At 63.8% G+C, this 26,300-nt stretch carries 27 protein-coding genes and 1 other RNA gene; 8 read left to right on the forward strand and 20 right to left on the reverse strand.

Going from position 1 to position 26,300, the window contains the following annotated elements; all coding sequences use genetic code 11:
- Positions 1 to 35 precede the first annotated feature (35 nt).
- A complete protein-coding gene (locus AB4Y34_RS08915) occupies positions 36 to 275 on the reverse strand; it encodes a hypothetical protein (RefSeq protein WP_176121812.1) in 240 nt (79 codons plus the stop codon).
- Between the two features lie 131 nt (positions 276 to 406).
- Here AB4Y34_RS08915 and ruvC point away from each other — a divergent pair, with 131 nt between their 5' ends.
- The 4 genes from ruvC (at position 407) to AB4Y34_RS08935 (ending at position 3,709) form a co-directional block, all read left to right on the forward strand.
- Positions 407 to 949, forward strand: coding sequence for a crossover junction endodeoxyribonuclease RuvC (ruvC, locus tag AB4Y34_RS08920; RefSeq protein WP_008919621.1), 543 nt, complete (start codon positions 407 to 409; stop codon positions 947 to 949).
- A gap of 88 nt (positions 950 to 1,037) precedes the next feature.
- The gene (ruvA, locus tag AB4Y34_RS08925; RefSeq protein ID WP_176380888.1) at positions 1,038 to 1,619 is read left to right on the forward strand and encodes a Holliday junction branch migration protein RuvA; all 582 of its coding nucleotides are present in this window, start codon (positions 1,038 to 1,040) and stop codon (positions 1,617 to 1,619) included.
- A gap of 30 nt (positions 1,620 to 1,649) precedes the next feature.
- Positions 1,650 to 2,711, forward strand: coding sequence for a Holliday junction branch migration DNA helicase RuvB (gene ruvB, locus AB4Y34_RS08930; RefSeq protein WP_368715806.1), 1,062 nt, complete (start codon positions 1,650 to 1,652; stop codon positions 2,709 to 2,711).
- Positions 2,712 to 2,734: 23 nt separating this feature from the next.
- On the forward strand, positions 2,735 to 3,709 hold the full coding sequence (locus tag AB4Y34_RS08935) for an oxygenase MpaB family protein (protein WP_368715807.1): 975 nt from the start codon (positions 2,735 to 2,737) through the stop codon (positions 3,707 to 3,709).
- A 36-nt stretch (positions 3,710 to 3,745) separates the two neighbouring features.
- Here the strand turns inward: AB4Y34_RS08935 and AB4Y34_RS08940 are convergent, their stop codons facing one another.
- From AB4Y34_RS08940 to tyrS, 3 genes are all read right to left on the reverse strand, one after another.
- Positions 3,746 to 4,420, reverse strand: coding sequence for a histidine phosphatase family protein (locus AB4Y34_RS08940; protein ID WP_176121815.1), 675 nt, complete (start codon positions 4,418 to 4,420; stop codon positions 3,746 to 3,748).
- A 101-nt stretch (positions 4,421 to 4,521) separates the two neighbouring features.
- The gene (dtd, locus tag AB4Y34_RS08945; RefSeq protein WP_176121816.1) at positions 4,522 to 4,980 is read right to left on the reverse strand and encodes a D-aminoacyl-tRNA deacylase; all 459 of its coding nucleotides are present in this window, start codon (positions 4,978 to 4,980) and stop codon (positions 4,522 to 4,524) included.
- Positions 4,977 to 6,227, reverse strand: coding sequence for a tyrosine--tRNA ligase (tyrS, locus tag AB4Y34_RS08950; protein ID WP_368715808.1), 1,251 nt, complete (start codon positions 6,225 to 6,227; stop codon positions 4,977 to 4,979). The genes dtd and tyrS overlap by 4 nt, the downstream gene beginning before the upstream one ends.
- Positions 6,228 to 6,406: 179 nt before the next feature.
- On the opposite strand from tyrS, the gene AB4Y34_RS08955 reads away from it, so the two are divergent.
- Positions 6,407 to 7,537, forward strand: a complete 1,131-nt coding sequence (locus AB4Y34_RS08955; protein ID WP_176380962.1) for an anhydro-N-acetylmuramic acid kinase — start codon at positions 6,407 to 6,409, stop codon at positions 7,535 to 7,537.
- A gap of 118 nt (positions 7,538 to 7,655) precedes the next feature.
- On the opposite strand, the gene erpA is transcribed toward AB4Y34_RS08955, so the two are convergent.
- From erpA to rplM, 3 genes are all read right to left on the reverse strand, one after another.
- On the reverse strand, positions 7,656 to 8,021 hold the full coding sequence (erpA, locus tag AB4Y34_RS08960; protein WP_013090506.1) for an iron-sulfur cluster insertion protein ErpA: 366 nt from the start codon (positions 8,019 to 8,021) through the stop codon (positions 7,656 to 7,658).
- A gap of 233 nt (positions 8,022 to 8,254) precedes the next feature.
- Complete coding sequence (gene rpsI / locus AB4Y34_RS08965) at positions 8,255 to 8,647, reverse strand: 30S ribosomal protein S9 (protein WP_008919630.1); 393 nt, start codon at positions 8,645 to 8,647, stop codon at positions 8,255 to 8,257.
- Between the two features lie 11 nt (positions 8,648 to 8,658).
- Positions 8,659 to 9,087: a 50S ribosomal protein L13 gene (rplM, locus tag AB4Y34_RS08970; protein WP_013090508.1), complete on the reverse strand. Its 429-nt coding sequence runs from the start codon at positions 9,085 to 9,087 to the stop codon at positions 8,659 to 8,661.
- A gap of 634 nt (positions 9,088 to 9,721) precedes the next feature.
- On the opposite strand from rplM, the gene AB4Y34_RS08975 reads away from it, so the two are divergent.
- Entirely contained in the window at positions 9,722 to 10,144 is a 423-nt protein-coding gene (locus tag AB4Y34_RS08975) for an OsmC family protein (protein ID WP_026226035.1), read from the forward strand.
- 88 nt (positions 10,145 to 10,232) lie between these two features.
- Here AB4Y34_RS08975 and rnpB read toward each other — a convergent pair.
- The 3 genes from rnpB to pyrC all read right to left on the reverse strand — a co-directional run bounded on the left by rnpB (position 10,233) and on the right by pyrC (position 12,681).
- An RNA gene (gene rnpB, locus AB4Y34_RS08980) (RNase P RNA component class A) lies at positions 10,233 to 10,646 on the reverse strand.
- 35 nt (positions 10,647 to 10,681) lie between these two features.
- Positions 10,682 to 11,608, reverse strand: a complete 927-nt coding sequence (locus AB4Y34_RS08985) for a DUF3025 domain-containing protein (RefSeq protein WP_176380893.1) — start codon at positions 11,606 to 11,608, stop codon at positions 10,682 to 10,684.
- Between the two features lie 11 nt (positions 11,609 to 11,619).
- A complete protein-coding gene (gene pyrC, locus AB4Y34_RS08990; RefSeq protein WP_368715809.1) occupies positions 11,620 to 12,681 on the reverse strand; it encodes a dihydroorotase in 1,062 nt (353 codons plus the stop codon).
- Between the two features lie 163 nt (positions 12,682 to 12,844).
- On the opposite strand from pyrC, the gene AB4Y34_RS08995 reads away from it, so the two are divergent.
- Positions 12,845 to 13,804, forward strand: a complete 960-nt coding sequence (locus AB4Y34_RS08995) for a class II glutamine amidotransferase (RefSeq protein ID WP_368715810.1) — start codon at positions 12,845 to 12,847, stop codon at positions 13,802 to 13,804.
- Between the two features lie 102 nt (positions 13,805 to 13,906).
- On the opposite strand, the gene AB4Y34_RS09000 is transcribed toward AB4Y34_RS08995, so the two are convergent.
- The 6 genes from AB4Y34_RS09000 to AB4Y34_RS09025 all read right to left on the reverse strand — a co-directional run bounded on the left by AB4Y34_RS09000 (position 13,907) and on the right by AB4Y34_RS09025 (position 19,756).
- Positions 13,907 to 14,632 (reverse strand): amino acid ABC transporter ATP-binding protein, encoded by a 726-nt coding sequence (locus AB4Y34_RS09000; RefSeq protein WP_176105077.1) that lies wholly within the window; start codon positions 14,630 to 14,632, stop codon positions 13,907 to 13,909.
- Entirely contained in the window at positions 14,629 to 15,306 is a 678-nt protein-coding gene (gene gltK, locus AB4Y34_RS09005) for a glutamate/aspartate ABC transporter permease GltK (RefSeq protein ID WP_176105076.1), read from the reverse strand. Before gltK ends, AB4Y34_RS09000 begins: the two co-directional genes overlap by 4 nt.
- Positions 15,306 to 16,046 (reverse strand): amino acid ABC transporter permease, encoded by a 741-nt coding sequence (locus AB4Y34_RS09010; RefSeq protein ID WP_176105075.1) that lies wholly within the window; start codon positions 16,044 to 16,046, stop codon positions 15,306 to 15,308. Before AB4Y34_RS09010 ends, gltK begins: the two co-directional genes overlap by 1 nt.
- A 91-nt stretch (positions 16,047 to 16,137) precedes the next feature.
- A complete protein-coding gene (locus AB4Y34_RS09015) occupies positions 16,138 to 17,031 on the reverse strand; it encodes a glutamate/aspartate ABC transporter substrate-binding protein (protein WP_176105074.1) in 894 nt (297 codons plus the stop codon).
- Positions 17,032 to 17,314: 283 nt separating this feature from the next.
- Positions 17,315 to 18,637, reverse strand: coding sequence for a Glu/Leu/Phe/Val dehydrogenase (locus AB4Y34_RS09020; protein WP_368715811.1), 1,323 nt, complete (start codon positions 18,635 to 18,637; stop codon positions 17,315 to 17,317).
- 162 nt (positions 18,638 to 18,799) lie between these two features.
- Positions 18,800 to 19,756, reverse strand: coding sequence for a LysR family transcriptional regulator (locus AB4Y34_RS09025; RefSeq protein ID WP_176380895.1), 957 nt, complete (start codon positions 19,754 to 19,756; stop codon positions 18,800 to 18,802).
- A gap of 187 nt (positions 19,757 to 19,943) precedes the next feature.
- On the opposite strand from AB4Y34_RS09025, the gene purB reads away from it, so the two are divergent.
- Positions 19,944 to 21,332, forward strand: a complete 1,389-nt coding sequence (purB, locus tag AB4Y34_RS09030; protein WP_368715812.1) for an adenylosuccinate lyase — start codon at positions 19,944 to 19,946, stop codon at positions 21,330 to 21,332.
- Positions 21,333 to 21,428: 96 nt separating this feature from the next.
- Here purB and AB4Y34_RS09035 read toward each other — a convergent pair whose 3' ends face one another.
- The 4 genes from AB4Y34_RS09035 to edd form a co-directional block, all read right to left on the reverse strand.
- A complete protein-coding gene (locus tag AB4Y34_RS09035; RefSeq protein WP_368715813.1) occupies positions 21,429 to 21,923 on the reverse strand; it encodes a gluconokinase in 495 nt (164 codons plus the stop codon).
- Between the two features lie 10 nt (positions 21,924 to 21,933).
- Positions 21,934 to 23,319, reverse strand: coding sequence for a GntP family permease (locus AB4Y34_RS09040; protein WP_176105069.1), 1,386 nt, complete (start codon positions 23,317 to 23,319; stop codon positions 21,934 to 21,936).
- 253 nt (positions 23,320 to 23,572) lie between these two features.
- On the reverse strand, positions 23,573 to 24,214 hold the full coding sequence (eda, locus tag AB4Y34_RS09045; RefSeq protein WP_368715814.1) for a bifunctional 4-hydroxy-2-oxoglutarate aldolase/2-dehydro-3-deoxy-phosphogluconate aldolase: 642 nt from the start codon (positions 24,212 to 24,214) through the stop codon (positions 23,573 to 23,575).
- A gap of 2 nt (positions 24,215 to 24,216) precedes the next feature.
- Positions 24,217 to 26,181, reverse strand: coding sequence for a phosphogluconate dehydratase (gene edd / locus AB4Y34_RS09050; RefSeq protein ID WP_368715815.1), 1,965 nt, complete (start codon positions 26,179 to 26,181; stop codon positions 24,217 to 24,219).
- Positions 26,182 to 26,300 lie beyond the last annotated feature (119 nt).

The following is a 26,300-nucleotide window of genomic DNA, read 5'->3' on the forward strand; positions in this document are numbered from 1 at the left end:
TGTCCCGCCGGGCTTTTTGTCTTGCAGCGACGCGTTCAATCATCCGGATCTTTGCGCGCGTAACCGTCCCGCACTTGCGCATGCTGGCTGATGTACGTGCCCAAACCCTGGCCGCGCCGCGCGAGACGCTTCAGTACCGCGAGATGCTCGGCGCCGACACTTGCCTCTGTGTACCAATACACGACGCCCGGCCGAAAGCGCACCTTGATGAAATCGTCGCCGATTTCATAGGCGTCGACGCCCGAGTCGCGGCTGAGATTGCGGTAGCGCTCCATTCCCGATCGCCCTCCTCGTGCAAAGCCTTTAGCAGCTTTTATTCCGCCAGGCATGCTGCCAGCGGTCCGCCGCACGCCGCGTTCGTTGTAGTATCGCAGGCACCTGGTTTTTATCGCTTGTGCGGCACTTCATGAGAATTCTCGGCATCGACCCCGGCCTGCGCGTGACCGGCTTCGGCGTGATCGAACAACACGGCCACACACTGCGCTACGTCGCGAGCGGCGTGATCCGCACCGCCGACGCCGATCTGCCGTCGCGGCTCGGCACCATCTTCGCAGGCATCTCGACGCTGATCCGCGAGCACGCGCCGGATCAGGCGGCGATCGAAAAAGTCTTCGTCAACGTCAATCCGCAGTCGACGCTGCTGCTCGGCCAGGCGCGCGGCGCCGCGATCTGCGGGCTCGTCGCGGGCGGCGTGCCGGTCGCCGAATACACCGCGCTGCAACTGAAGCAGTCGGTGGTCGGCTATGGCCGAGCGACCAAGGAGCAGATGCAGCAGATGGTCGTGCGGCTCTTGAGCCTGTCGGGCGTGCCGGGCACCGACGCCGCCGACGCGCTCGGCATGGCCATCTGCCATGCGCACGGCGGCTCGACGCTGAGCACGCTAGGCGGCATCGCACCGGCGCTCGCGAAGAAGGGTCTGCGGGTGCGGCGCGGGCGTCTCGTCGGCTAGCGCGACGCAGATACACGATGCCGTTCGCGCCGCCGACCCGCTGCGCTACACTCGCGCATTCCCATCCGACTCTGAAAACTTATCCGCCATGATCGGTCGCATCGCCGGCGTTCTGCTGGAAAAAAACCCGCCGCATCTGCTCGTCGACTGCAACGGCGTCGGCTATGAAGTGGACGTGCCGATGAGCACGTTCTACAACCTGCCGTCGGCCGGCGAGCGCATCGTGCTGCTCACCCAGATGATCGTGCGCGAAGACGCGCATCTGCTGTACGGCTTCGGCACCGCGCAGGAACGCGCGACCTTCCGCGAGCTGCTGAAGATTTCCGGCATCGGCGCGCGCATGGCGCTCGCGGTGCTGTCGGGCATGAGCGTCGCGGAGCTCGCGCAGACCGTCACGATGCAGGACGCCGCGCGCCTCACGCGTGTGCCGGGCATCGGCAAGAAGACCGCCGAGCGGCTGCTGCTCGAACTGAAGGGCAAGCTCGGCGCCGACCTCGGCGCAATGGCGGGCGCCGCGTCGCCATCCGACCACGCGTCGGACATCCTCAATGCGCTGCTCGCGCTCGGCTACTCGGAAAAAGAAGCGCTCGCGGCGATCAAGAACGTGCCGGCCGGCACAGGCGTGTCCGAGGGCATCAAGCTCGCGCTGAAGGCGCTCTCGAAGGGCTGATGCGCGATCCGTGCGCGGTACAATGAGCAGATGATCGAAACCGACAAACTCGCCGCCGAGCGCATCATCGCGGCCACGCCCGTGTCGCCGAACGAAGAAGCGTTCGAACGCGCGCTGCGCCCGCGTCAGCTCGACGAATATGTCGGGCAGGAGAAAGTCCGCGGCCAGCTCGAAATCTTCATCGAGGCCGCCAAGCGCCGTTCCGAATCGCTCGACCACGTGCTGCTGTTCGGCCCGCCGGGCCTCGGCAAGACCACGCTCGCGCACATCATCGCGCGCGAGATGGGCGTCAATCTGCGGCAAACGTCGGGGCCCGTGCTAGAACGCGCCGGCGACCTCGCCGCGCTGCTCACCAATCTCGAAGCCAACGACGTGCTGTTCATCGACGAAATTCACCGGCTCTCACCGGTCGTCGAGGAAATCCTCTATCCGGCACTCGAGGATTATCAGATCGACATCATGATCGGCGAAGGACCCGCCGCGCGCAGCGTGAAGCTCGATCTGCAGCCGTTCACGCTGGTCGGCGCGACCACGCGCGCGGGCATGCTGACCAATCCGCTGCGCGACCGCTTCGGCATCGTCGCGCGACTCGAGTTCTACAACGCCGAGGAGCTCGCGCGCATCGTCACGCGTTCGGCCGCGCTGCTCGGCGCGCAGATCCATCCGGACGGTGCCTTCGAAATCGCCCGTCGCGCGCGCGGCACGCCGCGTATCGCGAACCGCCTGCTGCGGCGCGTGCGCGACTTCGCCGAAGTGAAGGCCGACGGCAACATCACCGCGCAGGTGGCCGACGCCGCGCTCAGCATGCTCGACGTCGACGCGGTCGGCTTCGACCTGATGGACCGCAAGCTGCTCGAAGCGATCCTGTACAAGTTCGACGGCGGCCCGGTCGGCGTCGACAATCTCGCGGCGGCGATCGGCGAGGAGCGCGACACGATCGAAGACGTGCTCGAGCCGTATCTGATCCAGCAGGGCTACCTGCAGCGCACGCCGCGCGGCCGCGTCGCCACGCTGCTCACGTATAGGCACTTCGGGCTGGCCGCGCCGGATTCGTCGAGCGCGCTGCCGGGCCTGTGGGATTCCAAGAACTGAGTCACGCGACGAGGCCGACCAGGATGTCCGACCAAACCCAGCAACCCGGCCCTCCCAATCGTTCACCCGTCAATCCCGCCGGCGACCCGTCCGGCAATTTCACACAGCGCCTCACCCACCGCCTGCGCTCCAAACTCGCCGCCGGCGTCACGCATCTGACGACCGGTAGCGGACCGGTGCTCGACTACTCGTCGCCGCCGGGCGATCCCGGCCTGTTCGGGCCGAACTCCGTCTGCTGGAAAGTCCACGCCGACTTCACGTCGATGATGGCGGGCGGCATCAGCGCGCTGCTGCTGCAAGCGCTGCATCCGCTCGCGCTCGCGGGCGTCTGGGACCACTCGAGTTTTCGCACCGACATCCTGGGCCGGCTGCGTCGCACGGCGACGTTCATCGCCGGCACGACGTACGGCAGCAAGAGCGATGCGCTCGCGTTGATCGAGCGTGTGAAGCGCATCCATCTCGACGTGACCGGCGTCGCACCGGACGGCCAGTCGTATCGCGCAAGTGAGCCCGCGCTGCTGACGTGGGTGCACGTCGCGGAGGTGTCGAGCTTCATGACCGCTCATCTGCGCTATGTGAATCCGGTGCTGTCCGTCACCGCGCAGGATCAATACTTCGCGGAAACCGCGCGCATCGCGGAAATGCTCGGCGCCGTCGATATTCCGCGCTCGCGCGCCGAGATCGAGGCCTACCTGCTCGCGATGCGGCCCGCCCTCGTCGCCAGCGAGCGCACGCGCGAAGTCGTCAGGATTTTGATGAACGCGCCGGCACCGAGCTTCGCGATGCGGCCCGCCGGCACGCTGATGCTCAACGCGGGCGTCGATCTGTTGCCCGACTGGGCGCAGTCGATGCTCGATTTGAATCGCTACGCGGTGCTGCGTCGAACTCTCGCACGGCCTGGCATGCGGGTCGTCGCGCCGGTAATCCGCTGGGCGTTGATCAATGGCGTATCGAAGCGGGCGCGGCGGCGCGCGGCGGCGGTGCGGCGGCAGGATTGATCGCGCCGCGCGAGCCGGGCCATTGTCGGCTTCGGCTTACCGCTTCGACTCCGGTCCCTTCCTGAAACCGTCATCGTCGGCGCTGCCGGCTTCGAGATGTGATACGTCCGCCCACGTCACGATCGTCGCGCGATCGTTCCCGTAATCCACGACGTTCAGGCTGGTGTTCAGCAACGGGTAATTGCGCGGTGCGTCGAGCGGCATACTGGTTGCAAAGCGGTGCACGCAGTCGAGCACGCCGCCATGCGTGACACACACGATGCGCCCACCCGGATGCGCGGCGACGAGCGGCTCGATCGCGTGCATGATGCGGTGGTAGAACACGCGGTGCGACTCGCCCCCGGGCGGCGCGAAGCCGGGATCACGGGTTTGCCACTGCGCGTATTCGTCGGGGAAACGTAGCGCGATCTCGTCGCTGTCATGGCCCTGGAACGCGCCGTACGAGCGCTCGCGCAAGTTCTCGCGCGATTGCAGCGGCAGGTCGAGCGCCTCGCCGATCGGCTGCGCGGTCTGCTGCGCGCGCTGCAGGTCGCTCGAATAGATCGCGTCGAGCCGGGCGCCCTGCTTCGCCTCGGCGGCGAGGCGCTGCGCGAGACGTTGCGCCTGCGCGATGCCGGTCGTCGCGAGCGGAATGTCGATGTGGCCTTGAATCCGCTTGATGCGGTTCCAGTCGGTCTCGCCGTGCCGGATAAACAGGATCTGCGTCGTCATGAGAGAGAGGTGCGGTTCGCGGTTGTGCAGCGGCTATTGTCGCAAAAAGCGGCGGCGCGGCTCGCATGCCGCGGCCGCGCGCTGGTACCGTTTGCGCTCTTTTACGCGTTGGTCTGCAACCAGAACGTGACCGGCCCGTCGTTGACGAGCGACACCTGCATCTCCGCGCCGAACTCACCGGTCTCGACGATCGGATGCTTCGCGCGCGCCGCCGTGACGAAGTAGTCGAACAGGCGCTTGCCCTCGTCGGGTGGCGCGGCCGGCGTGAAGCTCGGGCGCAGGCCGCTGTTGGTATCTGCCGCGAGCGTGAACTGCGACACCAGCAGCAGGCCGCCCGCGCGCCCTGCGCCGTCGAGATTTTGCACCGAGAGGTTCATCTTGCCGGCCGCGTCGCTGAACACGCGGTAGCCGAGCACCTTGGCGAGCAGCTTGTCGGCCACGGCCTCGGTGTCGCCACGCTCCGCGCAGACGAGCGCGAGCAGGCCGGCGTCGATCGCGCCGGTTACCCGATCGGCGACGCGCACTTCGGCGCGCCGCACACGTTGGATCAGCGCGATCACGCCGTCAGCGTCACGCGTGCGAAGCGGCGCTTGCCGACCTGCACGACGTACTCGCCCGCTTCGACCTTCAGGCCTTTGTCGGACACCGCGGTGCCATCGATCTTCACGCCGCCCTGCTCGATGTTGCGCAGTGCCTCGCTCGTCGACGGCACGAGGTTCGCCTGCTTCAGCAGCTGGCCGATCGCAAGCGGTGCGCCTGCGAGCGTCACGGCCGGAATATCGTCGGGCACGCCGCCCTTCGCGCGATGATTGAAGTCCTCGAGCGCGCGCTCGGCATCCGCCTGCGAGTGGAAACGCGCAACGATTTCCTTGCCGAGCATCACTTTGAAGTCGCGCGGGTTACGGCCCGCCTCGGCCTCGCGCTTGAAGCCGGCGATTTCGTCCATCGGACGGAACGACAGCAACTCGAAGTAACGCCACATCAGCGTGTCGGAAATGCTCATCAGCTTGCCGAACATGTCGGTCGGCTTTTCGCTGATGCCGATGTAGTTGTTCTTCGACTTCGACATCTTCTCGACGCCGTCGAGCCCTTCGAGCAGCGGCATCGTCAGGATGCACTGCTGCTCCTGGCCGTACTGCTTCTGCAGCTCGCGACCGACCAGCAGGTTGAACTTCTGGTCCGTGCCGCCGAGTTCGAGGTCCGCGTTCAGCGCGACCGAGTCGTAGCCCTGCATCAGCGGGTACAGGAATTCGTGGATCGAGATCGGCACGCCGCCCTGGAAGCGCTTCGTGAAGTCCTCGCGCTCGAGAATGCGCGCGACCGTGTAGCGCGACGCGAGCTTGATCATGCCGTCGGCGCCGAGCGGCATCGACCATTCGCTGTTGTAGCGGATCTCGGTCTTGTCGCGATCGAGCACGAGGGCGGCCTGCTCGAAGTAGGTTTTCGCGTTCGATTCGATCTGCTCGCGCGTGAGCGGCGGGCGGGTCGCGTTGCGCCCGGACGGGTCGCCGATCAGCGACGTGAAATCGCCGATCAGGAAAATCACCGTGTGGCCGAGGTCCTGCAGCTGGCGCATCTTGTTCAGCACGACCGTGTGGCCGATGTGAATGTCGGGTGCAGTTGGATCGAGCCCGAGCTTGATGCGCAGCGGCTTGGCCGTCGCCGCGCTGCGCGCGAGCTTTTGCGCGAATTCGTCTTCGATCAGCAGTTCGTCGACGCCGCGCTTGGTCACGGCGAGCGCGTGACGGACTTCGTCGGTGATCGGGAAGGCGGAAGCGGGATTGGGCTGGGTGGACTCGGTGCTCATGCTGGAAACGTGAAGTCGCGAAAAAACAGGATTGTCCCATAGATGCGCGCCGCCGCGCCCACTGACACGCCCCGTGCGGCTCCGCGACGGGCGATTTCGTTGCCGCTCGCGTCACCTACCGCGTTTGCGCCGATAATCTGCTACAACGAATCGCAATGAACATCGACAGGAGCAGCGACGTGGCGCAAGATCCCGCAGACGGCATCTATTTCGGACTGATGTCGGGAACCAGCATGGACGGTGTGGACGGCGTCGCCGTCCGGTTTGCCACGGGGAAACCGCCCGAAGTGCTGGCCGAGGCGTTCGTCGGCTTTTCGGCCGGCATCCGCGAGGCGCTGTTCGCGTTGCAACAGCCGGGGGACAACGAGATCGAGCGCGAAGCTCTCGCCGCCAACGCGCTAGCGACGCGCTACACGGTGTGCTGCCACGATCTTCTGCGCGATAGCCGCGTATCGGCCGACGAGGTCCGTGCCATTGGCGTGCATGGGCAGACCGTGCGGCATCGGCCGGAAAAGGGCTATACGCGGCAGATCAACAACCCGGCGCTGCTCGCGGAGATGTTGCATATCGACGTGGTCGCCGATTTCCGCAGCCGCGACGTCGCGGCGGGTGGCCAGGGCGCGCCGCTCGTGCCCGCTTTTCACGCGACGATCTTCGGGGCGAAGAACGAAACGCGTGTCGTCTGCAATCTTGGCGGCATCAGCAACATCACGATCCTGAACGCGACCGGCGGGGTGCGCGGCTTCGACTGCGGCCCGGCGAACGCGCTGCTCGACGCTTGGGCCGAGCGCCATCTTGGCAAGCCATTCGACGAAAACGGTCATTTCGCGGCGAGCGGCCAGATCGATCGCAAGCTGCTGAACGCGCTGCTCGACGAGCCGTTCTTCGCCGAACAGCCGCCCAAGAGCACCGGCCGCGATCTGTTCAACAGCGCATGGCTCGATGCGAAACTCGAGCCGTTCGCCGCGCTCGCACCGGCCGACGTACAGGCGACGCTCGTCGCGCTGACCGCGGTGACGGTTGCGCGCGAGATCGAGCGGCATGCATCCGACGCGCGGGCCGTGTACGTGTGTGGCGGCGGCGCGCGCAATCCGGAGATCATGAAGGCGTTGCAGCAGGCGCTCGAAGACAGCGGCGTAAGCGGCGTGCCCGTGTTGACGACCGACGCGCTGGGCGTGCCGCCGAGCCAGGTCGAACCGCTCGCGTTCGCATGGCTCGCGATGCGCTGCATCGCGCGTCTGCCGGGCAGTCTGCCAAGCGTGACGGGGGCGTCCGCGGAGCGGGTTCTGGGGGCGATTTATCCGCGCTGATGAGAGGTCAAGGCGAAGAAACCGACGCCTTTTACCTTCGTGCGCTGCTTCCGCGGCGCGGAAGCAAAAAAACGGGGCCGAGACCCCGTTTTCGCTGTGGTTTAATGAGCCTTACCGCTCAGACCGAAAACGACGAACCGCAACCGCACGTCGTGGTCGCGTTCGGGTTCTTGATGACGAACTGCGCGCCGTTGATGTCATCCTTGTAGTCGATCTCTGCGCCGACCAGGTACTGGTAGCTCATCGAGTCGATCAGAAGCTGCACGCCACTCTTGTTCATCACGGTATCGTCTTCGTTGATCGCTTCGTCAAACGTGAAGCCGTACTGGAAGCCCGAGCAGCCGCCGCCCTGCACGAACACGCGCAGTTTGAGCTCCGGGTTGCCTTCCTCATCGATCAGTTGCTTGACCTTGTCCGCCGCTGCGTCGGTGAAGACGAAGGGGGCCGGCATCTCGGTCACGGGGGTGTCGGTGACTGCGTTCATTCGAACTCTCCAAAAAGCTTTAGCCGATATTGTAGGGCTGTTCCGGATATCGTGCTGATGCCCACAAAATCAATGGGTTCTTGTTGCAAGGTCGATGCAAGGCGAGCCGTTGCCGCTGAGCGGACGAGATCAGCCCGCGAACGCCAGCGAAGCATAAAAAAAGCCGCCTTCGCTCGTGGCGTTGGCGGCTTTTGCTGCAAACCGGCGTGAAGCCCGGATTGCGCCCGAAACGATTAACGCTTCGAGAACTGCTTGCGGCGACGTGCCTTGTGGAAGCCGACCTTCTTACGTTCGACTTCACGAGCGTCACGCGTGACGAAGCCAGCTTTCGACAGTTCCGGCTTCAGCGTTGCGTCGTAGTCCATCAGCGCGCGGGTGATGCCGTGGCGAACCGCACCGGCCTGACCCGTTTCACCGCCACCCGTCACGTTGACCTTGATGTCGAACGTGGTGCCGTGGTTCGTGAGTTCCAGCGGCTGACGCACGATCATCAGCGACGTTTCGCGCGAGAAGTAGTCGGCGATGGGCTTGCCGTTCACAACGATGTCGCCCTTGCCTGCCTTGATGAACACGCGTGCCACGGCGCTCTTGCGGCGGCCCGTGCCGTAATTCCAGTTACCGATCATGTGGGCTCCCCTTAGATCTCGAGCGCCTTCGGCTGTTGTGCCGAATGCGGATGCGTTGCGTCAGCGTAGACCTTCAGCTTCTTGATCATTGCGTAGCCGAGCGGGCCCTTCGGCAGCATGCCCTTGACCGCCTTCTCGAGCGCGCGGCCCGGGAAGCGTTCCTGCATCTTGCCGAACGTCGTTTCATAGATACCGCCCGGGTAGCCCGAGTGACGGTAGTACTTCTTGTCGGTAACCTTGTTGCCCGTGACCTTCAGCTTGCCAGCGTTGATAACGATGATGAAATCACCGGTGTCGACGTGGGGAGTGAATTCAGGCTTGTGCTTGCCGCGAAGACGGTGTGCCACTTCGCTGGCGACACGCCCGAGAACCTTATCCGTCGCGTCAATCACGTACCATTCGCGCGTCACCTCATGGGCTTTTGCGGAAAACGTCTTCATGATCGATCCAAAAAAATTGCTGCGCCCAATGTGTTCTTTCCTGCTTGTAGTTTGCGCATCGAGGCGCGTGCAGGCTCTCCCTGGTTCTTCTTCCGCGGGCGCGGATGCGGAAAAGCCCTGAATTATAAAGGAATTTGTACTCGCAAGTCAAAACGTGCGATGCGCTCTCCATGAGCGGTCCGAAATCGGGGCAAACGGCGGACAAAGCCAAGTGAAAAAAAACCCGAACAAGTGGTTCGGGTTTAATCCACCAAAGGAGGAGGTGGAGGAGACAGCGGAGGTTGCAGAACTGCTGCAACGATGGGTGGATTATAAGAGTCGCCCTTGTGCAACGCAAGAATATTTGCATTGCGAAATGCGTTTTCATAATGCGGCAAATTCGGTGTACTACTAAGATTTGGCAAAACTCCTTTTGGATCAAGCACTAATGGCGAAATAATTCCAACAGCATCAGATATCCTCTAGACTAAAACCCCTAAACCGGGTGCGGGACTAGGAAATCGCCGGTCCATTCCGCACTGCAGCAAAAAGCAAGCAGTGTGCATGGACACCGGCTGCGGTCGGCCTGAGCTAATTGTCAGACACCGGGCTACAATGCCGTCTCGACAAAGCGATGCGCGGTGGGAGTGACAGCATGGAATGCAAAGTAAGCTGGATGGGACAAGACGGAATGGCGTTCGCGGCCGAGACGGGCAGCGGTCATCTGGTCGCGATGGACGGCGCACCCGAGGGTGGCGGACGCAACCTCGCGCCGCGTCCGATGGAAATGGTGCTGCTCGGTACCGGCGGCTGCACCGCCTACGACGTCGTGATGATCCTGAAGAAGAGCCGCCAGGAGATCGCCGGCTGCTCGGTGACGCTGAAGGCCGAGCGCGCAAGCGAAGATCCGAAAGTGTTCACGAAGATCCACTTCCACTTCACGGTGACGGGCAAGAATCTGAATCCGGCGACCGTCGAGCGCGCAATCAATCTGTCGCACGACAAATACTGTTCGGCGTCGATCATGATCGCGAAGACCGCCGAGCTCACGCATTCGTTCGACATCGTCGCGCTCTGAGCACGATAGCGATAGCGGCCACGGCCGCCATCCGCGCCCCCAAATGAAAAAGCCGGCGTCCCAACGGACGCCGGCTTTTCTTATTCAGCGGCAAAGCAGGCCGATAAGCCGGATTCTGTGCACACGCCGCGTCCGGAGACGCGACGCGCGTGGCAGCCATTCCTCTAGGCGCGCCATTACTGACGCGCTCAAGCTTCCTACCCGCAGACGAGACGGGGGCCCCGTCCCGCATCGCGAAGATGCGCGCCTGCCTACTTGGAATTGCTCCGGGTGGAGGTTACCGTGCCGGTCTGCCTTGCGACAGCCGCGGTGCGCTCTTACCGCACCGTTTCACCCTTACCTGATCCCGGCTTGCGCCGGGCCATCGGCGGTTTGCTTTCTGTTGCCCTGTTCCGCGTGTCGCCACGGATGGCCGTTAGCCATCACCCTGCCCTGTGGAGTCCGGACTTTCCTCGCCCTCGTTGGCCGAAGCCGTCGAGGCCGCGACTGCCTGGCCTGCTTTGCTGGCGCCGATTTTAACACCGAACGCAAAAGCGCCTAGCGCTTGCGCCGCCCCGCTCGGAACACGGTCGTGTCGTCGTAGAACGCGGATGATTCGTTCTCGGGCCACCAGCCCGGGATGCCGAGCACCGGCAGGGGTGCGAACAGGCGGCTCGTCAAAGCGTCGGTGCCGAGCACCGCCGTGCTGACCACTTCATCGAGCCATGCGTCGCGCGCCGGGGTGTCCCAATCGAAATATTCGGCCGGAACGTCGACGATCCACGCATGGCCGGTGCAGCCCTTGAATGGCGCGATCAGCTTTTCCAGCAGCGCATGACCGAAGCAACGTACTTCGCAGGCGCGCCCCCATGCATCGCGCCGTGCGACGAACAGCGTTTGCCAGTCGAAACCACGTAGCGCGGCGCTCAGCGCAGGATCGGCGCAAGCGAACAGCAGCGCATTTTCGTCGAACAGCGTCAGCATGTCGCGCACGCCGCCACGCGTCGAGCCGACGCCGCGCACGTCGAGTTCCGCCGACTGGCGCGCGTTCAACGCCGCCTTGATGCGGGGAAAGGCGAACCACATCGAACCGTTGAAGAAGTCGTGCAGATTGTGGCGCGTCGGCACGCAACCGGTCGACGCGATATGCCCCTCGTACGCGGCGCCCGGTGGCAGATCGTCCTGCGCGATAAACGTGAGACGCTGGCCGCGGCCGGTGCTCTGTTGCATCTGGGCCGCGTCGGCATTCATCGCGGCGAGCAGGTCAGCGTAGCCGGTCAGCGCGGCTTGCTGCCAACGCTGACCGCGTGCGGCGAATTGCGCGAACCACGGCGCCGACCAGTCGATTGCGGCGAAGCCCGCTGGCACAGGCACGGGTGCCATGCCGCGCGCAGCTTTGGCCGCGGCTTCATGCGCTAGCGCGAAGCCCGCGTTCACCGCCACATCAATATTGGCAGTGCGCTGCCCCGCCTCACGCTCGGGCATCTGCCGTAGCCTCAAACGAGACGCCAGCCAATCGATTCGCCGCCGCGCAGCGGCACGACCGGCGTATCACCAGCCGGCAGCTCGGCCGGCAGCGTCCATTCCTCACGACGCAGCGTGATCTTCTCCGTATTGCGCGGCAGACGATAGAAGTCCGGCCCGTGGAAGCTCGCGAAGCCTTCGAGCTTGTCGAGCGCGCCGGCCTTGTCGAATGCCTCGGTGTAGAGCTCGAGCGCGTGCAGCGCGGTGTAGCAGCCCGCACAGCCGCACGCGTGCTCCTTCAGTCCCTTCGGATGCGGCGCTCTGTCGGTGCCGAGGAAGAAACGCGGATCGCCCGAGGTCGCGGCCTCCACCAGCGCGACGCGATGCGTCTCGCGCTTGAGCACCGGCAGGCAGTAGTAATGCGGACGGATGCCGCCTTGGAAAATCGCATTGCGGTTGTACAGCAGATGGTGCGCGGTAATCGTAGCTCCTAGCAGTTCCGGCGCGACGCCCGCCTCGCGGACGTAGTCTGCCGCGTCCTTCGTAGTGATGTGCTCGAACACGACCTTCAGCGCCGGAAACGCCCGGCGCAGCGGCATCATCACGCGATCGATGAAGACCTTCTCGCGGTCGAACAGATCGATGTCCGAATCCGTCACCTCGCCGTGCACGAGCAGCGGCATGCCGACTTCCTGCATCACTTCCAGCGTATTCGCGCACTTCATCAGATCGGTGACGCCCGCGTCCGAGTTCGTCGTCGCGCCCGCCGGATAGAGCTTCACGCCGTGCACGAAACCGCTCTCGCGCGCGCGGCGGATTTCGTCGGGCGGCGTGTTGTCGGTCAGGTACAGCGTCATCAGCGGCTCGAATTTTGCGCCCTCGGGAATCGCGGCGATGATGCGCTCGCGATACGCCTTCGCCATCCCGGTCGTCGTGACCGGCGGCTTCAGGTTCGGCATGATGATCGCGCGGCCGAACTGGCGCGCGGTGTCAGGCAGCACGGCCGCGAGCATCGCGCCGTCGCGCACGTGCAGGTGCCAGTCGTCCGGGCGGACCAGCGTGACGGAATCGGGGGAAACGTTGGAAGCAGTCATGGCAGGAATACGAGACTTCGCGCGCCTCGCTGATCGACCGGTCAAACCGCGTTGTAGCGGCCCAAACACGTGTCAATTTTGCTATTTGGCGTCTCCGGCTCGGTGATATGCTTGGAAAATCATCATTGTAACGGCTCGCTCCGTTCACAGGCCCACCTGCAACATGTGCCAACTTCTCGGAATGAACTGCGCCGCGCCGACGGACGTCACGTTTTCCTTTACCGGATTTGCGGCGCGCGGCGGCGTCACCGATCACCACGCCGACGGCTGGGGCATCGCCTTCTTTGAAGACAAGGCCTGCCGCCTGTTCATCGATCATCAATCGTCGGCCACCTCGCCGATCGCCGAGATGGTCAAGCGCTACCCGATCAAATCGAAAAACACGATCGCGCACATCCGCAAGGCGACGCAAGGGCACATCCTGCTCGAAAACTGCCACCCGTTCATGCGCGAACTGTGGGGACGTCACTGGATCTTCGCGCATAACGGCGATCTGCAGGGGTACGCGCCGGAGTTGAACGGCGTATATCAGCCGGTCGGCACGACCGACAGCGAACTCTCGTTCTGCGCGTTGCTGCAAGGTTTGCGCAAGGCTTTTCCGGGCACGCAGCAGCCGCCGCTTGACGAGCTGTTCGGCGCGCTCGAGGCGCTCACGCGTGAAATCACGCAATACGGCGTGTTCAATTTCCTGATGTCGAACGGCCAGGCGCTGTTTGCGCATTGCTCGACGCATCTGCATTACCTCGTGCGTCACTGGCCGTTTTCGACCGCGCATCTGGTCGACGCGGACGTATCGATCGACTTTGCCAAATACACGACGCCCGAAGACCGCGTCGCAGTCATCGCGACCAAGCCGCTGACCGACAACGAAGTGTGGACCGCGTTCAAGCCCGGCGATCTGCTGATGTTCCGGCATGGCGAAGTGATCGGCCAGGCCAATATCCCGGTGCCGGACTCGGTGCTCGAAAAGCTGCGCAATCCGGCCCTCGATGCATCCGCATCGGCGACGACGATCGCGGCATCGAACGGCGCGCAGCCGGTGGGCACGCGCGGAACCACGCTTTCGCCCGACAGCGAAACCGATCTCGAAGCCGCGGATGATGCGGCGGCGTTCGAGTCATGAACCGCTGATGTCGCCCTCAGCCAGGCAACAAAAAGCCGCTCCACGGAGCGGCTTTTTCTCATCCCCACACAAGCCTCGGCAACGAGGCCCGCGCAGCGAACCTCAGTGCAGGATCTTCGCGAGAAAGTCCTTCGCGCGATCCGACTTCGGATTTGCGAAGAAGTCTTCCTTGCGGTCGTCTTCGACGATCAAGCCCTTGTCCATGAAAATCACGCGATGCGCGACCTTCTTCGCAAAGCCCATTTCGTGCGTCACGCACATCATCGTCATGCCTTCCTGCGCGAGTTCGACCATCACGTCGAGCACTTCGTTGATCATCTCCGGGTCGAGCGCCGAAGTCGGCTCGTCGAACAGCATCGCGATCGGGTCCATGGACAGCGCTCGCGCAATCGCCACGCGCTGCTGCTGACCACCGGACAGCTGCCCCGGATACTTGTCCGCATGCGCGCGCAGACCGACGCGATCGAGCAGCTTGAGGCCCTTCGCGGTCGCCTCGTCGTTCGAGCGGCCGAGCACCTTGACCTGCGCGAGCGTCAGGTTCTGCACGATAGACAGATGCGGGAACAGCTCGAAGTGCTGGAACACCATGCCGACCTTCGAGCGCAGCTTCGACAGATTGGTTTTCTTGTCGGTCAGCGACTGACCGTTGATGACGATCTCGCCCTTCTGGAACGGCTCGAGGCCGTTGACGGTCTTGATCAGCGTGGACTTGCCCGAGCCGGACGGCCCGCACACCACGACCACTTCGCCCTTCTTGACTTCCGTCGTGCAGTCGGTCAGCACCTGGAAATGGCCGTACCACTTCGAAACATTCTTGATAGAGATCATCTTGCGACCTTTTTCTGAAGACCTTTGACGAGGCTCGACGCGATCACGCAGATCACGAAATAAACCGCACCCGCGAACAGTACCATCTCGACATTCGTGCCGTCACGATCGCCAATATTCGTGGCCGTGCGGAAAAAGTCGGCAAGGCTGATCACGTATACGAGCGATGTATCCTGAAACAGCACGATCCCTTGCGTGAGCAGCAGCGGCACCATCGCGCGAAACGCCTGCGGCAGCACGATCAGACGCATTGCCTGCCCATAGGTCATGCCGAGCGCGAACGCCGCGTTGACCTGGCCGCGCGGCACCGCCTGAATGCCGGCGCGGATGATCTCCGAATAGTACGCAGCCTCGAACAGCGAGAACGCGACCATCGCCGAGGCGAGCCGGATGTCGATGTCGGCCGACAGACCGAGCACGCTTTGCAGCACCTGCGGCACGATCAGGAAGAACCACAGCAGCACCATCACGAGCGGGATCGAACGGAACAGCGTCACGTAGCCCTGCGCGAACCATGCGAGAGGCTTGACCGACGACAGTCGAAACATCGCGAGAATGGTGCCCCAGATGATGCCGAACACGATCGCGACGAGCGTGATCTTGAACGTGATGATCGCGCCGGTCCACAGCGTAGGCAGTGCACCCGGAATACCGCTCCAGTCGAAATGATGCATCACTTGCCTCCGATATAGCCGGGCAGCCGGGACTTCGCTTCGACCCAGCGCATCAGTAGCATCACGATCACGTTGATCAGCATGTATGCGACCGTGACCGCGATGAACGACTCATAAGTTTGCGACGTGTAGTCGACCAGCTGACGCGCCTGCGCGGACAGATCGAGCAGACCGATCGTCGAGGCAACCGCTGAGTTCTTGAAGATGTTCAGAAACTCGGAGGTGAGCGGCGGCACGATGATCCGGTACGCGACCGGCAGCAGCACGTAGCGATACGTTTGCCATTGCGTGAAGCCCACCGCGAGACCGGCCGCACGCTGGCCGCGCGGCAACGCGTTGATGCCCGAGCGCACCTGCTCGCACACCCGCGCGGCGGTGAAAAGGCCCAGACACACGATCGACGCGGAGAAGAACTGCGCGCTCGGCGGCAATTGCTTGAACCAGGTGCCGATCGACACGGGCAGCAGCTCCGGTATCACCAGATACCAGATGAAGAACTGCACGATCAGCGGAATGTTACGGAAAATCGCGACGTAGACGGTGCCGACGCCCGACGCCCATTTGTTCGGCACCGTGCGCAGCACACCGAACAGCGAGCCGACGATCAGCGCGATCACCCATGCCGACAGCGACACGGTGACCGTCACCCACAGCCCCGAGAGCAGCCAGCCCAGGTAGGTGGTCGGCTCGCCCGTGGAGACGGGACTCAGCAGAATGCCCCAGTTCCAGTGATATGACATGACCAAGACTCCGGCAAAAAGAAACGGAAGAAGCGCGTGGCCCCTTCCGTTCCGTTCAGCGTTTCGAAAGTGTCGAAAAAGCAGCTAGGGTTTAGTCGATTGCCTTGTCGTTCGGATTCTTGAACAGCGCACGCATGTCGTCGCTCATCGGGAAGTTCAGGTTCAGGCCCTTCGGCGGGATCGGCGATTCGAACCAGCGCTTGTAGATCGTTTCGCCTTCGCTCGACAATTGAACCTTCGCGATCGCGTCGTCGGCGACCTTCTTGAAGTCGGCGTCGTTCTTGCGCAGCATGCAGCCGTAAGCCTCACGCGATTGCGGCGTGCCGACGATCACGAAATCGTTCGGGTTGCTCGACTTGGCGCGCTCGCCGGCGAGCAGCGCGTCGTCCATCATGAACGCGGCGGCACGGCCCGTCGACAGCGTCAGGAACGACTCGCCGTGATCCTTCGCGCTGATGATGTTCATGCCCATGCTCTTGTCCTGGTTCATCTTGCGAAGCAGGCGCTCGGACGTGGTGCCGGCGGTCGTCACGACCGTCTTGCCCTTCAGGTCCGGGAAGTCCTTGATGCCGGAATCTTTCTTGGTCATCAACCGTGTGCCGATCACGAAGATCGTGTTCGTGAAGGCAGCCTGTTGCTGGCGCTCGAGGTTGTTCGTGGTGGAGCCGCACTCGATGTCGACCGTGCCGTTCTGCACGAGCGGAATACGGTTCTGCGACGTGACCGGCACGAGCTTCACCTTCAGGTTCGGCATGTTCAGCTTCTGCTTGACGGCCTCGACGATCTTCATCGCGTAATCCTGCGAGTAGCCGATCACGTTCTGCTTGTCGTCGTAATACGAGAACGGGATCGACGACTCCCGATGGCCCAGCGAAATGACGCCGGTATCCTTGATCTTTTTCAGCGTCCCCGAGTCTTGCGCATGCGCGCCAACCGTAAACAATCCGAGAGTGGCGAGCAACAGCGCAGCTTTTTTAACCTTCATCTTGATCTCCTTGGCAAGAACCGGCGCCAGTGTAACAAAGTAATTTTTCTGAAAGTATTCCTATTAACCATGCTGTTGCGCGCACGCCGCGACGGGCCCGCGGCGCGGTCGCACAGCCGTTTCGCACATACGAGAAGGCGGGCGGCATCGATAGGATGCCGCCCGCCGGTCAAACACGCCGTCTTGTGGACCGCGCTGATGCACAAAATTTCGACGGTTTCGCCTCCCGGCCCGGATACCGGGCCGCGTCACCGCCGCTTCCAACAAGATAGGACAGGGTCCATCAGGGATACAAGCCGCGCATCTCGCGCGCTTGCAAAATCCGCTTACACGCGACGATGAACGCCGCCGTGCGCACCGACACGTTCTGCTCGCTCGACACCTGCCACACCGCCGCGAACGCTTCGCGCATCACGCGCTCGAGGCGCTCGTTGATTTCGTCCTCGGTCCAGAAGAAGCTCGAAAAGTCCTGCACCCATTCGAAATATGACACTGTCACACCGCCCGCATTCGCGACCACGTCCGGAATCACGAGGATGCCGCGATCGTGCAGGATGTCGTCGGCCGCCGTGGTGGTCGGGCCGTTCGCGCCCTCGACGATGATCCTGGTCTTGATCTTGCCTGCGTTCTTTTCGGTGATCTGATTTTCCAGCGCCGCCGGAATCAGGATGTCCGATTCGACGGTCCAGAACTCATCAGCGGTGATCGCGTCGGCTTCAGGGAAACCGCCGACGCCGCCCTTCTTCGCGACGTAATCGAGCAACGCGACCGCATCGATCCCGGCGGACTTGTACACCGAGCCGGTGTGGTCCTGCACCGCGACAACCTTCGCGCCCGCTTCCTGGAACAGACGCGCGGCGATGCCGCCGACGTTGCCGAAGCCCTGCACCGCAATACGCGCGCCTTCGATATCGAAACCGATGCGGCGAGCCGCTTCGCAGCCCACCACGAACACGCCGCGGCCGGTCGCCTCGCGGCGGCCGAGCGAGCCGCCGAGCGTGATCGGCTTGCCGGTCACGACGCCGGTGGCCGTCTGCCCCTGATTCATCGAGTACGTGTCCATCATCCACGCCATGATCTGCTCGTTCGTGTTCACGTCCGGCGCGGGGATGTCGGTATTCGGTCCGATGATGATGCCGATTTCGCTCGTGTAGCGGCGCGTCACACGCTCGAGCTCGCCGCGCGACAGCGTGCGCGGATCGACGCGGATGCCGCCTTTCGCGCCGCCGTACGGCACGTTCACCGCCGCGTTCTTCACCGACATCCACGCGGACAGCGCCATCACTTCGGAGAGCGTAACGTCCTGGTGATAACGCACACCGCCCTTGCCCGGACCGCGCGACACGTTGTGCTGCACGCGATAGCCCTCGAAGTGCGCGACCGTGCCGTTATCGAGTTCGATGGGCACGTCGACGACGAGAATGCGCTTCGGGCGCTTCAGGGTTTCGAGCCAGCGGGACAGCGAGCCGAGGTACGGCGCGACGCGGTCGACCTGGCGCAAGTAGTTGCCCCAGGGGCCGAGATCTTCTTTGTTGAGGTAGGAGGGAACGGACTGCAACGTTGAGGCGGCTTGTGCCGATTCTGCGGCTTGTTGCTGGGATGACATGAACGCTCCGGCGTTTGATCGAGTACGGGCATTGTGGGAAAACGCCGTATTGAAATCCAATGCCGTTTCCTTATCCCGTTATGTCTTTCTTGCATAACGTTCGGAAAGCCGCAAATTCACGTCGCCGCGACGCAGGTTCGAGCTTCAGTCTTATGCCGCGTTTCAGGCGGCGCTTTGCCGGAGTTCCTCCGACACTACGTCCCACAACTGCCGCACGAGGATCTGGCGCGCGTCGTCGCTTTTCGCGGCGAGCTTGTCGCGGTACAGGCGAATCTCCATGCTGAGCGTCAGCTGCCCTTCGGGTGTGCCGCGCGTCGCGCGATCGAGGCGGATCAGCCGGCCTTCGGCCACCGCATCTTCGACCGCGCTATGCGGCAGAAACGCGATGCCGTGACCGGCGAGCGCCATCGCCTTCAGCCCCTCGGCCATATCGGTTTCGTAGAGCCGGTCGAGGTACAGGCGCTGCGGCGCGTTCGCGAGAATCACCTCGGTCATGCGCCCGAGGTACGCGTTCGGCGTGTACGACAGATACGGCGCGGGCGCGTCGGCCGAGCCAGGCAGCGTGTGACGCGGACGGCCCGCGCGGGCCGGCACCGAGAACGGGCTGATCGGCTCGTGGCCGAGCGTCAGCATGTCGTAGCGCGCCGGATCGAGCGCGACCGGGTGGCTCGGATGGTGGTAGCCCATCATCAGATCGCAGCCGCCTTCGACCAGCGACAGCGCCGCATCGTGCACGTTCAGCGCGCGCAGCCGCGTGTGGATCGGGCCCATCTGCGCCTCGATGCGCTGCAGCCAGCGCGGAAAGTAAGTCAGCGACAGCGTGTGCGGGACCGCGAATTCGATCGTCGCCTGCGGCGTCGCCGTGTGGCCGCGCAGCAGCGCGCGCGCCTCGTGGAATTGCGACAGCATCGCGAGCGCCTGCTCGTTGAACACCTGCCCGGCCGCCGTGAGCCGCGTCGGATAAACAGAACGGTCGATCAGTTCCGTGCCGAGCCACGCTTCGAGCGCCTGGATGCGGCGCGAGAAAGCCGGCTGGGTGACGTGGCGCAGTTCGGCCGAGCGGCTGAAGCTACGTGTTTCCGCGAGCGAAATGAAGTCTTCGAGCCATTTCAGTTCCATGCGAGTTCGTTTGCCGGCGAGAGGGAAGAAGTCTGCATTCTAGCGGCGCGAAGTGCGGCCGACGCATCCGGACGGGCGCATCGCATCACAGTGGTAAAATCCACGGTTCCCTCCGTTTCCGATCCGCTCGCTGAGCGCTCAGTGCCTTAACCCGCGCCTCAACCTGCGCCTCAACCCGGTCCTCATCATGTCCGACACCCGCCCCGACACCCTGTTCGCGCTGAACGCGCTCTCCCCGCTCGACGGCCGCTATGCCGCCAAAACCGAAGCCCTGCGCGACTGGCTCTCGGAAGCCGCCTTCATGCGCAATCGCGTGACGGTCGAAATCCACTGGCTGATCGCGCTGTCGCGCGCCGGCTTCGCCGAAGTGCCGCGCTTCTCCGAGGCGTCCGAGCAGTTCCTGCTGCAATTGGCCGAGCGCTTCACCGCGCACGACGCCGCGCGCATCAAGGAAATCGAGCGCGTGACGAACCACGACGTGAAGGCCGTCGAATACTGGCTGAAGGAGTCGGTGAAGGGTCAGGAAGAACTGGAGCGCGCGAGCGAGTTCATTCACTTCGCGTGCACGTCGGAAGACATCAACAACACGTCGCACGGCCTGATGCTCGCCGGCGCGCGCGAACACGTGATCCTGCCGGCGCTGCGCTCGGTGCATCAACGCCTCGTCGCGCTCGCGCATGCGCAAGCCACCCAGCCGATGCTGTCGCGCACGCACGGCCAGCCGGCCAGCCCAACCACGCTCGGCAAGGAAATCGCCAACGTCGCCGCGCGTCTCGCACGCGCGATCGAGCGTATCGCGAAGGTCGAGTTGCTCGGCAAGATGAACGGCGCGGTCGGCAACTTCAACGCGCACCTGTCCGCGTATCCGGAGTTCGACTGGGAAGCGTTCTCGAAGGACGTCGTCGAGAATCGCCTGAAGCTCACCTTCAATCCGTACACGATCCAGATCGAGCCGCACGACTATATGGCCGAGCTGTTCGATGCGATCTCGCGCGCAAACACGATCCTGCTGGATCTCGACCGTGACGTGTGGGGCTACATCTCGCTCGGCTACTTCAAGCAGCGCACCAAGGCCGGCGAAATCGGCTCGTCGACGATGCCGCACAAGGTCAACCCGATCGACTTCGAAAACTCCGAAGGCAACCTCGGCCTCGCGAACGCGACGCTACGCCATCTCGCCGACAAGCTGCCGGTGTCGCGCTGGCAGCGCGACCTGACCGACTCGACGGTGCTGCGCAACATCGGCGTCGCGTTCGGCTACTCGCTGCTCGCGTACGACTCGCTGATCCGCGGCCTCGACAAGCTCGAAGTGAACGCACAGCGTCTGAACGAAGACCTCGACAACTGCTGGGAAGTGCTGGCCGAGCCGGTGCAAACGGTGATGCGCCGTTACGGCATCGAGAATCCGTACGAGCAGCTGAAGGAACTCACGCGCGGCAAGGGCATCACGCGCGAGGCGTTGCAGAGCTTCATCGGCGGCCTGGCGATTCCGCGGGACGCGAAGGACCGTCTGCTCGAAATGACGCCCGGCTCGTACATCGGCAAGGCCGTCGACCTGGCGAAGCGGATCGGCTGATCGGCTGGTCCAGCTTCGGCTCATAGAAAAAGCCGCTCCGAGGAGCGGCTTTTTTTCGTCCCGCGTTCGAAACTGGAACGCGAGGGGATCAAAGACTCAGCGCGCTTCGAGCTGCCTGAGCGCCTCGTCGACGATCTGCTCCGGCGTCAGATCGATGCTGACCGTGATCGCTTCATCGTCACCCGGCTCCTCGAGCGTATCGAGCTGGCTTTGCAGCAGCGACGGATCGAAGAAGTGCCCGGTGCGATGCCCGAGACGCTCCGAGAGCACCTCGCGCGAACCCTTCAGGTAGACGAAGCACACGTCCTTGTCGCCGGCACGCAGAATGTCGCGATACGAGCGCTTCAGCGACGAACACGTGAACACCGCCGTCTCGCCCGCCTTCTGCTTTTCCTCGATCGCTGCGCGGATCGTCTTCAGCCACGGCCAGCGGTCTTCGTCGGTGAGCGGAATGCCGTGGTGCATCTTCTCCTTGTTCGCCGCGCTATGGAACGCGTCGCCGTCGGTGAACGTGCAATGCAGACGCTCCGCCAGCATTTCGCCAATCAGAGACTTGCCCGCGCCCGACACGCCCATTGCGATCAGAATCATTTGAAACTCCTTACAGGACCGCCGCGAGTGCGAAGGTCAGGGCCAGCCCCATTATCGAAATGATGGTTTCGAGGAGCGACCAGGTCTTGAAGGTCTGCACCACCGTCATGCCGAAATATTCCTTGATCAGCCAGAAGCCGCCGTCGTTCACGTGCGAGAAGATCAGCGAGCCCGAGCCGGTCGCGAGCACCATCAGTTCCGGCTTCACTTGCACCGCGCCCGCCGCCGCGATCGGCGCGACGATGCCGCAGGCGGTCGTCATCGCAACGGTGGCCGAACCGGTCGCGAGACGGATCATCGCCGCGACGATCCAGCCGAACAGCAGCGGCGACAGATGCACCGCGGTCGCAACGTTGGTGATTTCTTTCGAAATGCCGCTATCCAACAGCACGCGGCCAAAACCACCGCCCGCACCGACGATCAGTGTAATACCCGCGATCGGCGCCAAACACTCGCCGCAGAACTTCTGGATCTGCTCGCGGTTAAAGCCGCGGCTCGCGCCGAAGGTCCAGAAGCTGACCAGCACGGCCGTCAGCAGCGCGACGTCGGTGTTGCCGAAGAAGCGCAGCAGATCGTTCGGCAGCGTCTTCGGTTCGAACACCAGGTCGGCCCAGCTGCCGACCAGCATCAGAACCACCGGCAACAGGATCGTGGCCAGCGTGATGCCGAAGCCCGGCAGTTCGCGCTTCGGTGTGTTGGTTGCCACGCCGTTGCCGTTATTCGCGTCGTGACTGAGAAACTGCGCGGCAAGCGGATTTTCCTTCGGCAACTGGATATGGCGGCTCACCAGCAGAGCGAACAGCGGACCGGCGACAATCGCGCAGGGGATGCCGACGATCAGACCATAGGCGATCGTCTTGCCGATGTCCGCGTGATACGCCTGCACGGCGAGCAGCGCGGCCGGGTGCGGCGGAATCAGCCCATGCACGACGGACAGACCCGCGACCATCGGCAGGCCGACCAGCAGCAGCGATTTGTTGGTGCGCTTGGCGACGTTGAACGCGATCGGAATCAGCAGCACGAAACCGACTTCGAAGAACACCGGCAAACCGACGATGATTGCGACGACCATCATCGCCCAGTGAATGTGTTTCTCACCGAACCAGTTGATCAGCGTGGTCGCGACGCGCTCGGCGCCGCCCGATTCGGCCATCATCTTGCCGAGCATCGTGCCGAGACCGACAACGATGGCAATGTGCCCGAGCGTATTGCCGTTACCCGTTTCGAACGATTTGACGATGGTCTGCATCGGCATGCCGGCCACGAGGCCCAGCAGCAACGACACGATGATCAGAACGAGAAACGGATAGACCTTCAGGCGCGTGATCATGAAGATCAGCAACGCGATCGCGATCAACGCGTAGACCAGCAACATGCTTCCGTGGGCAGATTCCATGAAGCCCCTCCTTTGGTTTATTGGTTTCAGAGTGCGGATGCGGCCGGCACTTCGTCTCACGGCAACCTGCGCGATGCCTGAAAACCCGGCTGGCCGCGCGGACGCTGAATTTTACTGTTTGTTTCAAAAACGCGCGCAAATCCAGCACGCATATCAAGCAAAAAAGAGTCTCGGCGCGACAGCCTGATGCGGCTGTATCGACGAGACTCCTGGGCCCGGCTCAGTCAACCGATGCGCTGGTGAGTCGTGGGGCTTAGTGTGCGGGCGCCGCCAACTGGCTCGCGGCGCGCGCAAGGCGCGTCACCTCATCCCAGTTCTGCGCGGCGAGCGCGGCCTTCGGCGTGAGCCACGAACCGCCGACGCAGACCACGTTCGGCAGCGACAGGAAGTGCGGTGCGCTTTCTGGCGTGATGCCGCCGGTCGGGCAGAACTTCAGCGCCGGGAACGGACCGTGGAATGCCTGCAGCATCGGCACGCCGCCGGCCTGCTGCGCGGGGAAGAACTTGACGATCTCGTAGCCGAGCTCGAGCGCGAGGATGATGTCCGACGGGGTCATCACGCCGGGCAGCAGCGGCAGACCGACATCCTGCGCGGCCTGGTGCATGTCCTTGGTCAGACCCGGCGACACCCCGAACTGCGCGCCCACCTTCTTCGCCTGGGCGCAATGTTCGGGCTTCGTGATCGTGCCGACACCGACCACGATGTCGTCGGCGAGCTCGCACGCACGCTCGATCGCGCCGAGGCCCGCCGGCGTGCGCAGCGTGATTTCGAGCACCTTCACTCCGCCCGCATGCAACGCGCGCGACACGTGTTCGCCCTGTTCGACCGTGTCGAACGCGAGCACCGGAATCACCGGGCCGAGGCGCACGATATCGCTTACTGTTTTCGACGTCATAGTCAGGCTCCTTGTTTCTGCAGCGCCGCGCCGGCTTGCGCGGTGCTCGTGTGATGGCTGCTGGATTGATGGGCGTGCTTGTCGCCGTGCTTGTGGTGGCTGCCGTGGCCGTGCTGGCCGTCGAGCGCGCCGCCCTCGCCGATCAGCTTGCCGAACACCGACGCGCCTTGCTCCGCCGGCGCCGCCGCCGCACGGAACACGCCGAACAGCTCGCGGCCGAAGCCGGCTTCGTTGTCCGCCTGATGCAGCGGCTCGGCGTTCGGACGCGCGGCCCATTCAGCTGCGTCGATCTCGATGTCGAGCACGCCCGCTTCGGCGTCGATGACCAGCGTGTCGCCCGTGCGGACCTTGCCGAGCGGGCCTTGCAGCAACGCTTCCGGCGAAACATGAATGACCGCCGGCACTTTGCCCGACGCGCCCGACATACGGCCGTCGGTCACCAGAGCGACATGGAAACCCTGATCCTGCAACACACCGAGCAGCGGCGTCAAACGATGCAACTCGGGCATGCCGTTTGCACGGGCGCCCTGGAAGCGCACCACCGCGATGAAGTCGCGCTTGAGCTCGCCCTTGTCGAATGCTTCCTGCACCGCTTCCTGCGAATCGAACACGATTGCCGGCGCCTTCACCTTGCGATGCTGCGCCGCGACCGCCGAGATCTTGATCACGCCGCGGCCGAGCTTGCCCTGCATCAGACGCAGGCCGCCGTCCGGCTGGAACGGCTCCTGGATGCCGCGCAGCACCGCGGTATCCGCGCTCGCCTCGACGCCCGCGACCCATTGCAGTTTGCCGTCGAGCAGCTTGGGCTCCTCGGTGTAGCGCTTCAGGCCCTTGCCCGCGACCGTGTTCACGTCTTCATGCAGCAGACCGCCTTCGAGCAGATTGCGCACGAGGAACGCGACGCCGCCCGCCGCGTGGAAGTGATTCACGTCGGCCTTGCCGTTCGGATAGATCTTCGCGAGCAGCGGCACCGCCTGCGACAGCGTGTCGAAGTCGTCCCAGTCGATCACGATGCCGGCCGCGCGCGCGATCGCGACGAGGTGCAGCGTGTGATTGGTCGAGCCGCCGGTTGCCAGCAGCGCGACGATGCCGTTGACGATCGCCTTCTCGTCGATCACATGGCCGATCGGCATGTATTGGCCGCGCTCGACCGTCAGGTCGAGCACGCGGCGCGCGGCCTGGGCGGTCAGCGCGTCGCGCAGCGGCGTGTGCGGATGCACGAAGGCCGAGCCCGGCAGATGCAGGCCCATCACTTCCATCAGCATCTGATTGCTGTTCGCGGTGCCGTAGAACGTGCAGGTGCCGTGGCTGTGATACGCGGCCGCTTCCGCTTCGAGCAGCGCTTCGCGGCCGCATTGGCCAGTCGCGAACTGCTGGCGCGTCTTGGCTTTGTCGTCGTTGGACAGGCCGCTCGTCATCGGACCGGCCGGCACGAAGATGGTCGGCAGATGGCCGAATTGCAGCGCGCCGATCAGCAGGCCCGGCACGATCTTGTCGCAGATGCCGAGGCACAGCGCGGCGTCGAACATGTTGTGGGTGAGCGCGACGGCCGTGCTCATCGCGATCACTTCGCGCGAGAACAGCGACAGCTCCATGCCCGCGTTGCCCTGCGTGATGCCGTCGCACATCGCCGGCACGCCGCCCGCGAATTGCGCGACGCCGCCGTTTTCGCGCGCGGCCTGCTTGATGATGTCCGGGTAGTTTTTGTACGGCGCGTGCGCCGACAGCATCTCGTTGTAGGACGACACGATGCCGATGTTCGGCTCGCGGATCTGCTTGATCACGAGCTTGTCGTTGCCTTCGAGACCGGCGAAACCGTGGGCGAGGTTCGCGCACGACAACGCGCCGCGTGCCGGAAAGCGCCCCTGCGCATGCTGGATGCGGGCCAGATACGCTTCACGCGTGGGCTTGCTGCGCTCGATCACGCGTTGCGTGACCTTCAACAATTGCGAATGCGGGGAAACCATCGGAGCTCCTTCGTCGCTGGCGGCAGGCGCACGCATGACACCAGGCGGTATCGCGGGGTTGTGATATCGAACCAACGCCATATTAGTAGAAAAACTACATGATCGCAATTACGACCACT

The sequence above is a fragment of the Paraburkholderia sp. BR10954 genome, assembly GCF_040965775.1.
GTDB classification, from domain to species: Bacteria; Pseudomonadota; Gammaproteobacteria; order Burkholderiales; family Burkholderiaceae; genus Paraburkholderia; species Paraburkholderia youngii.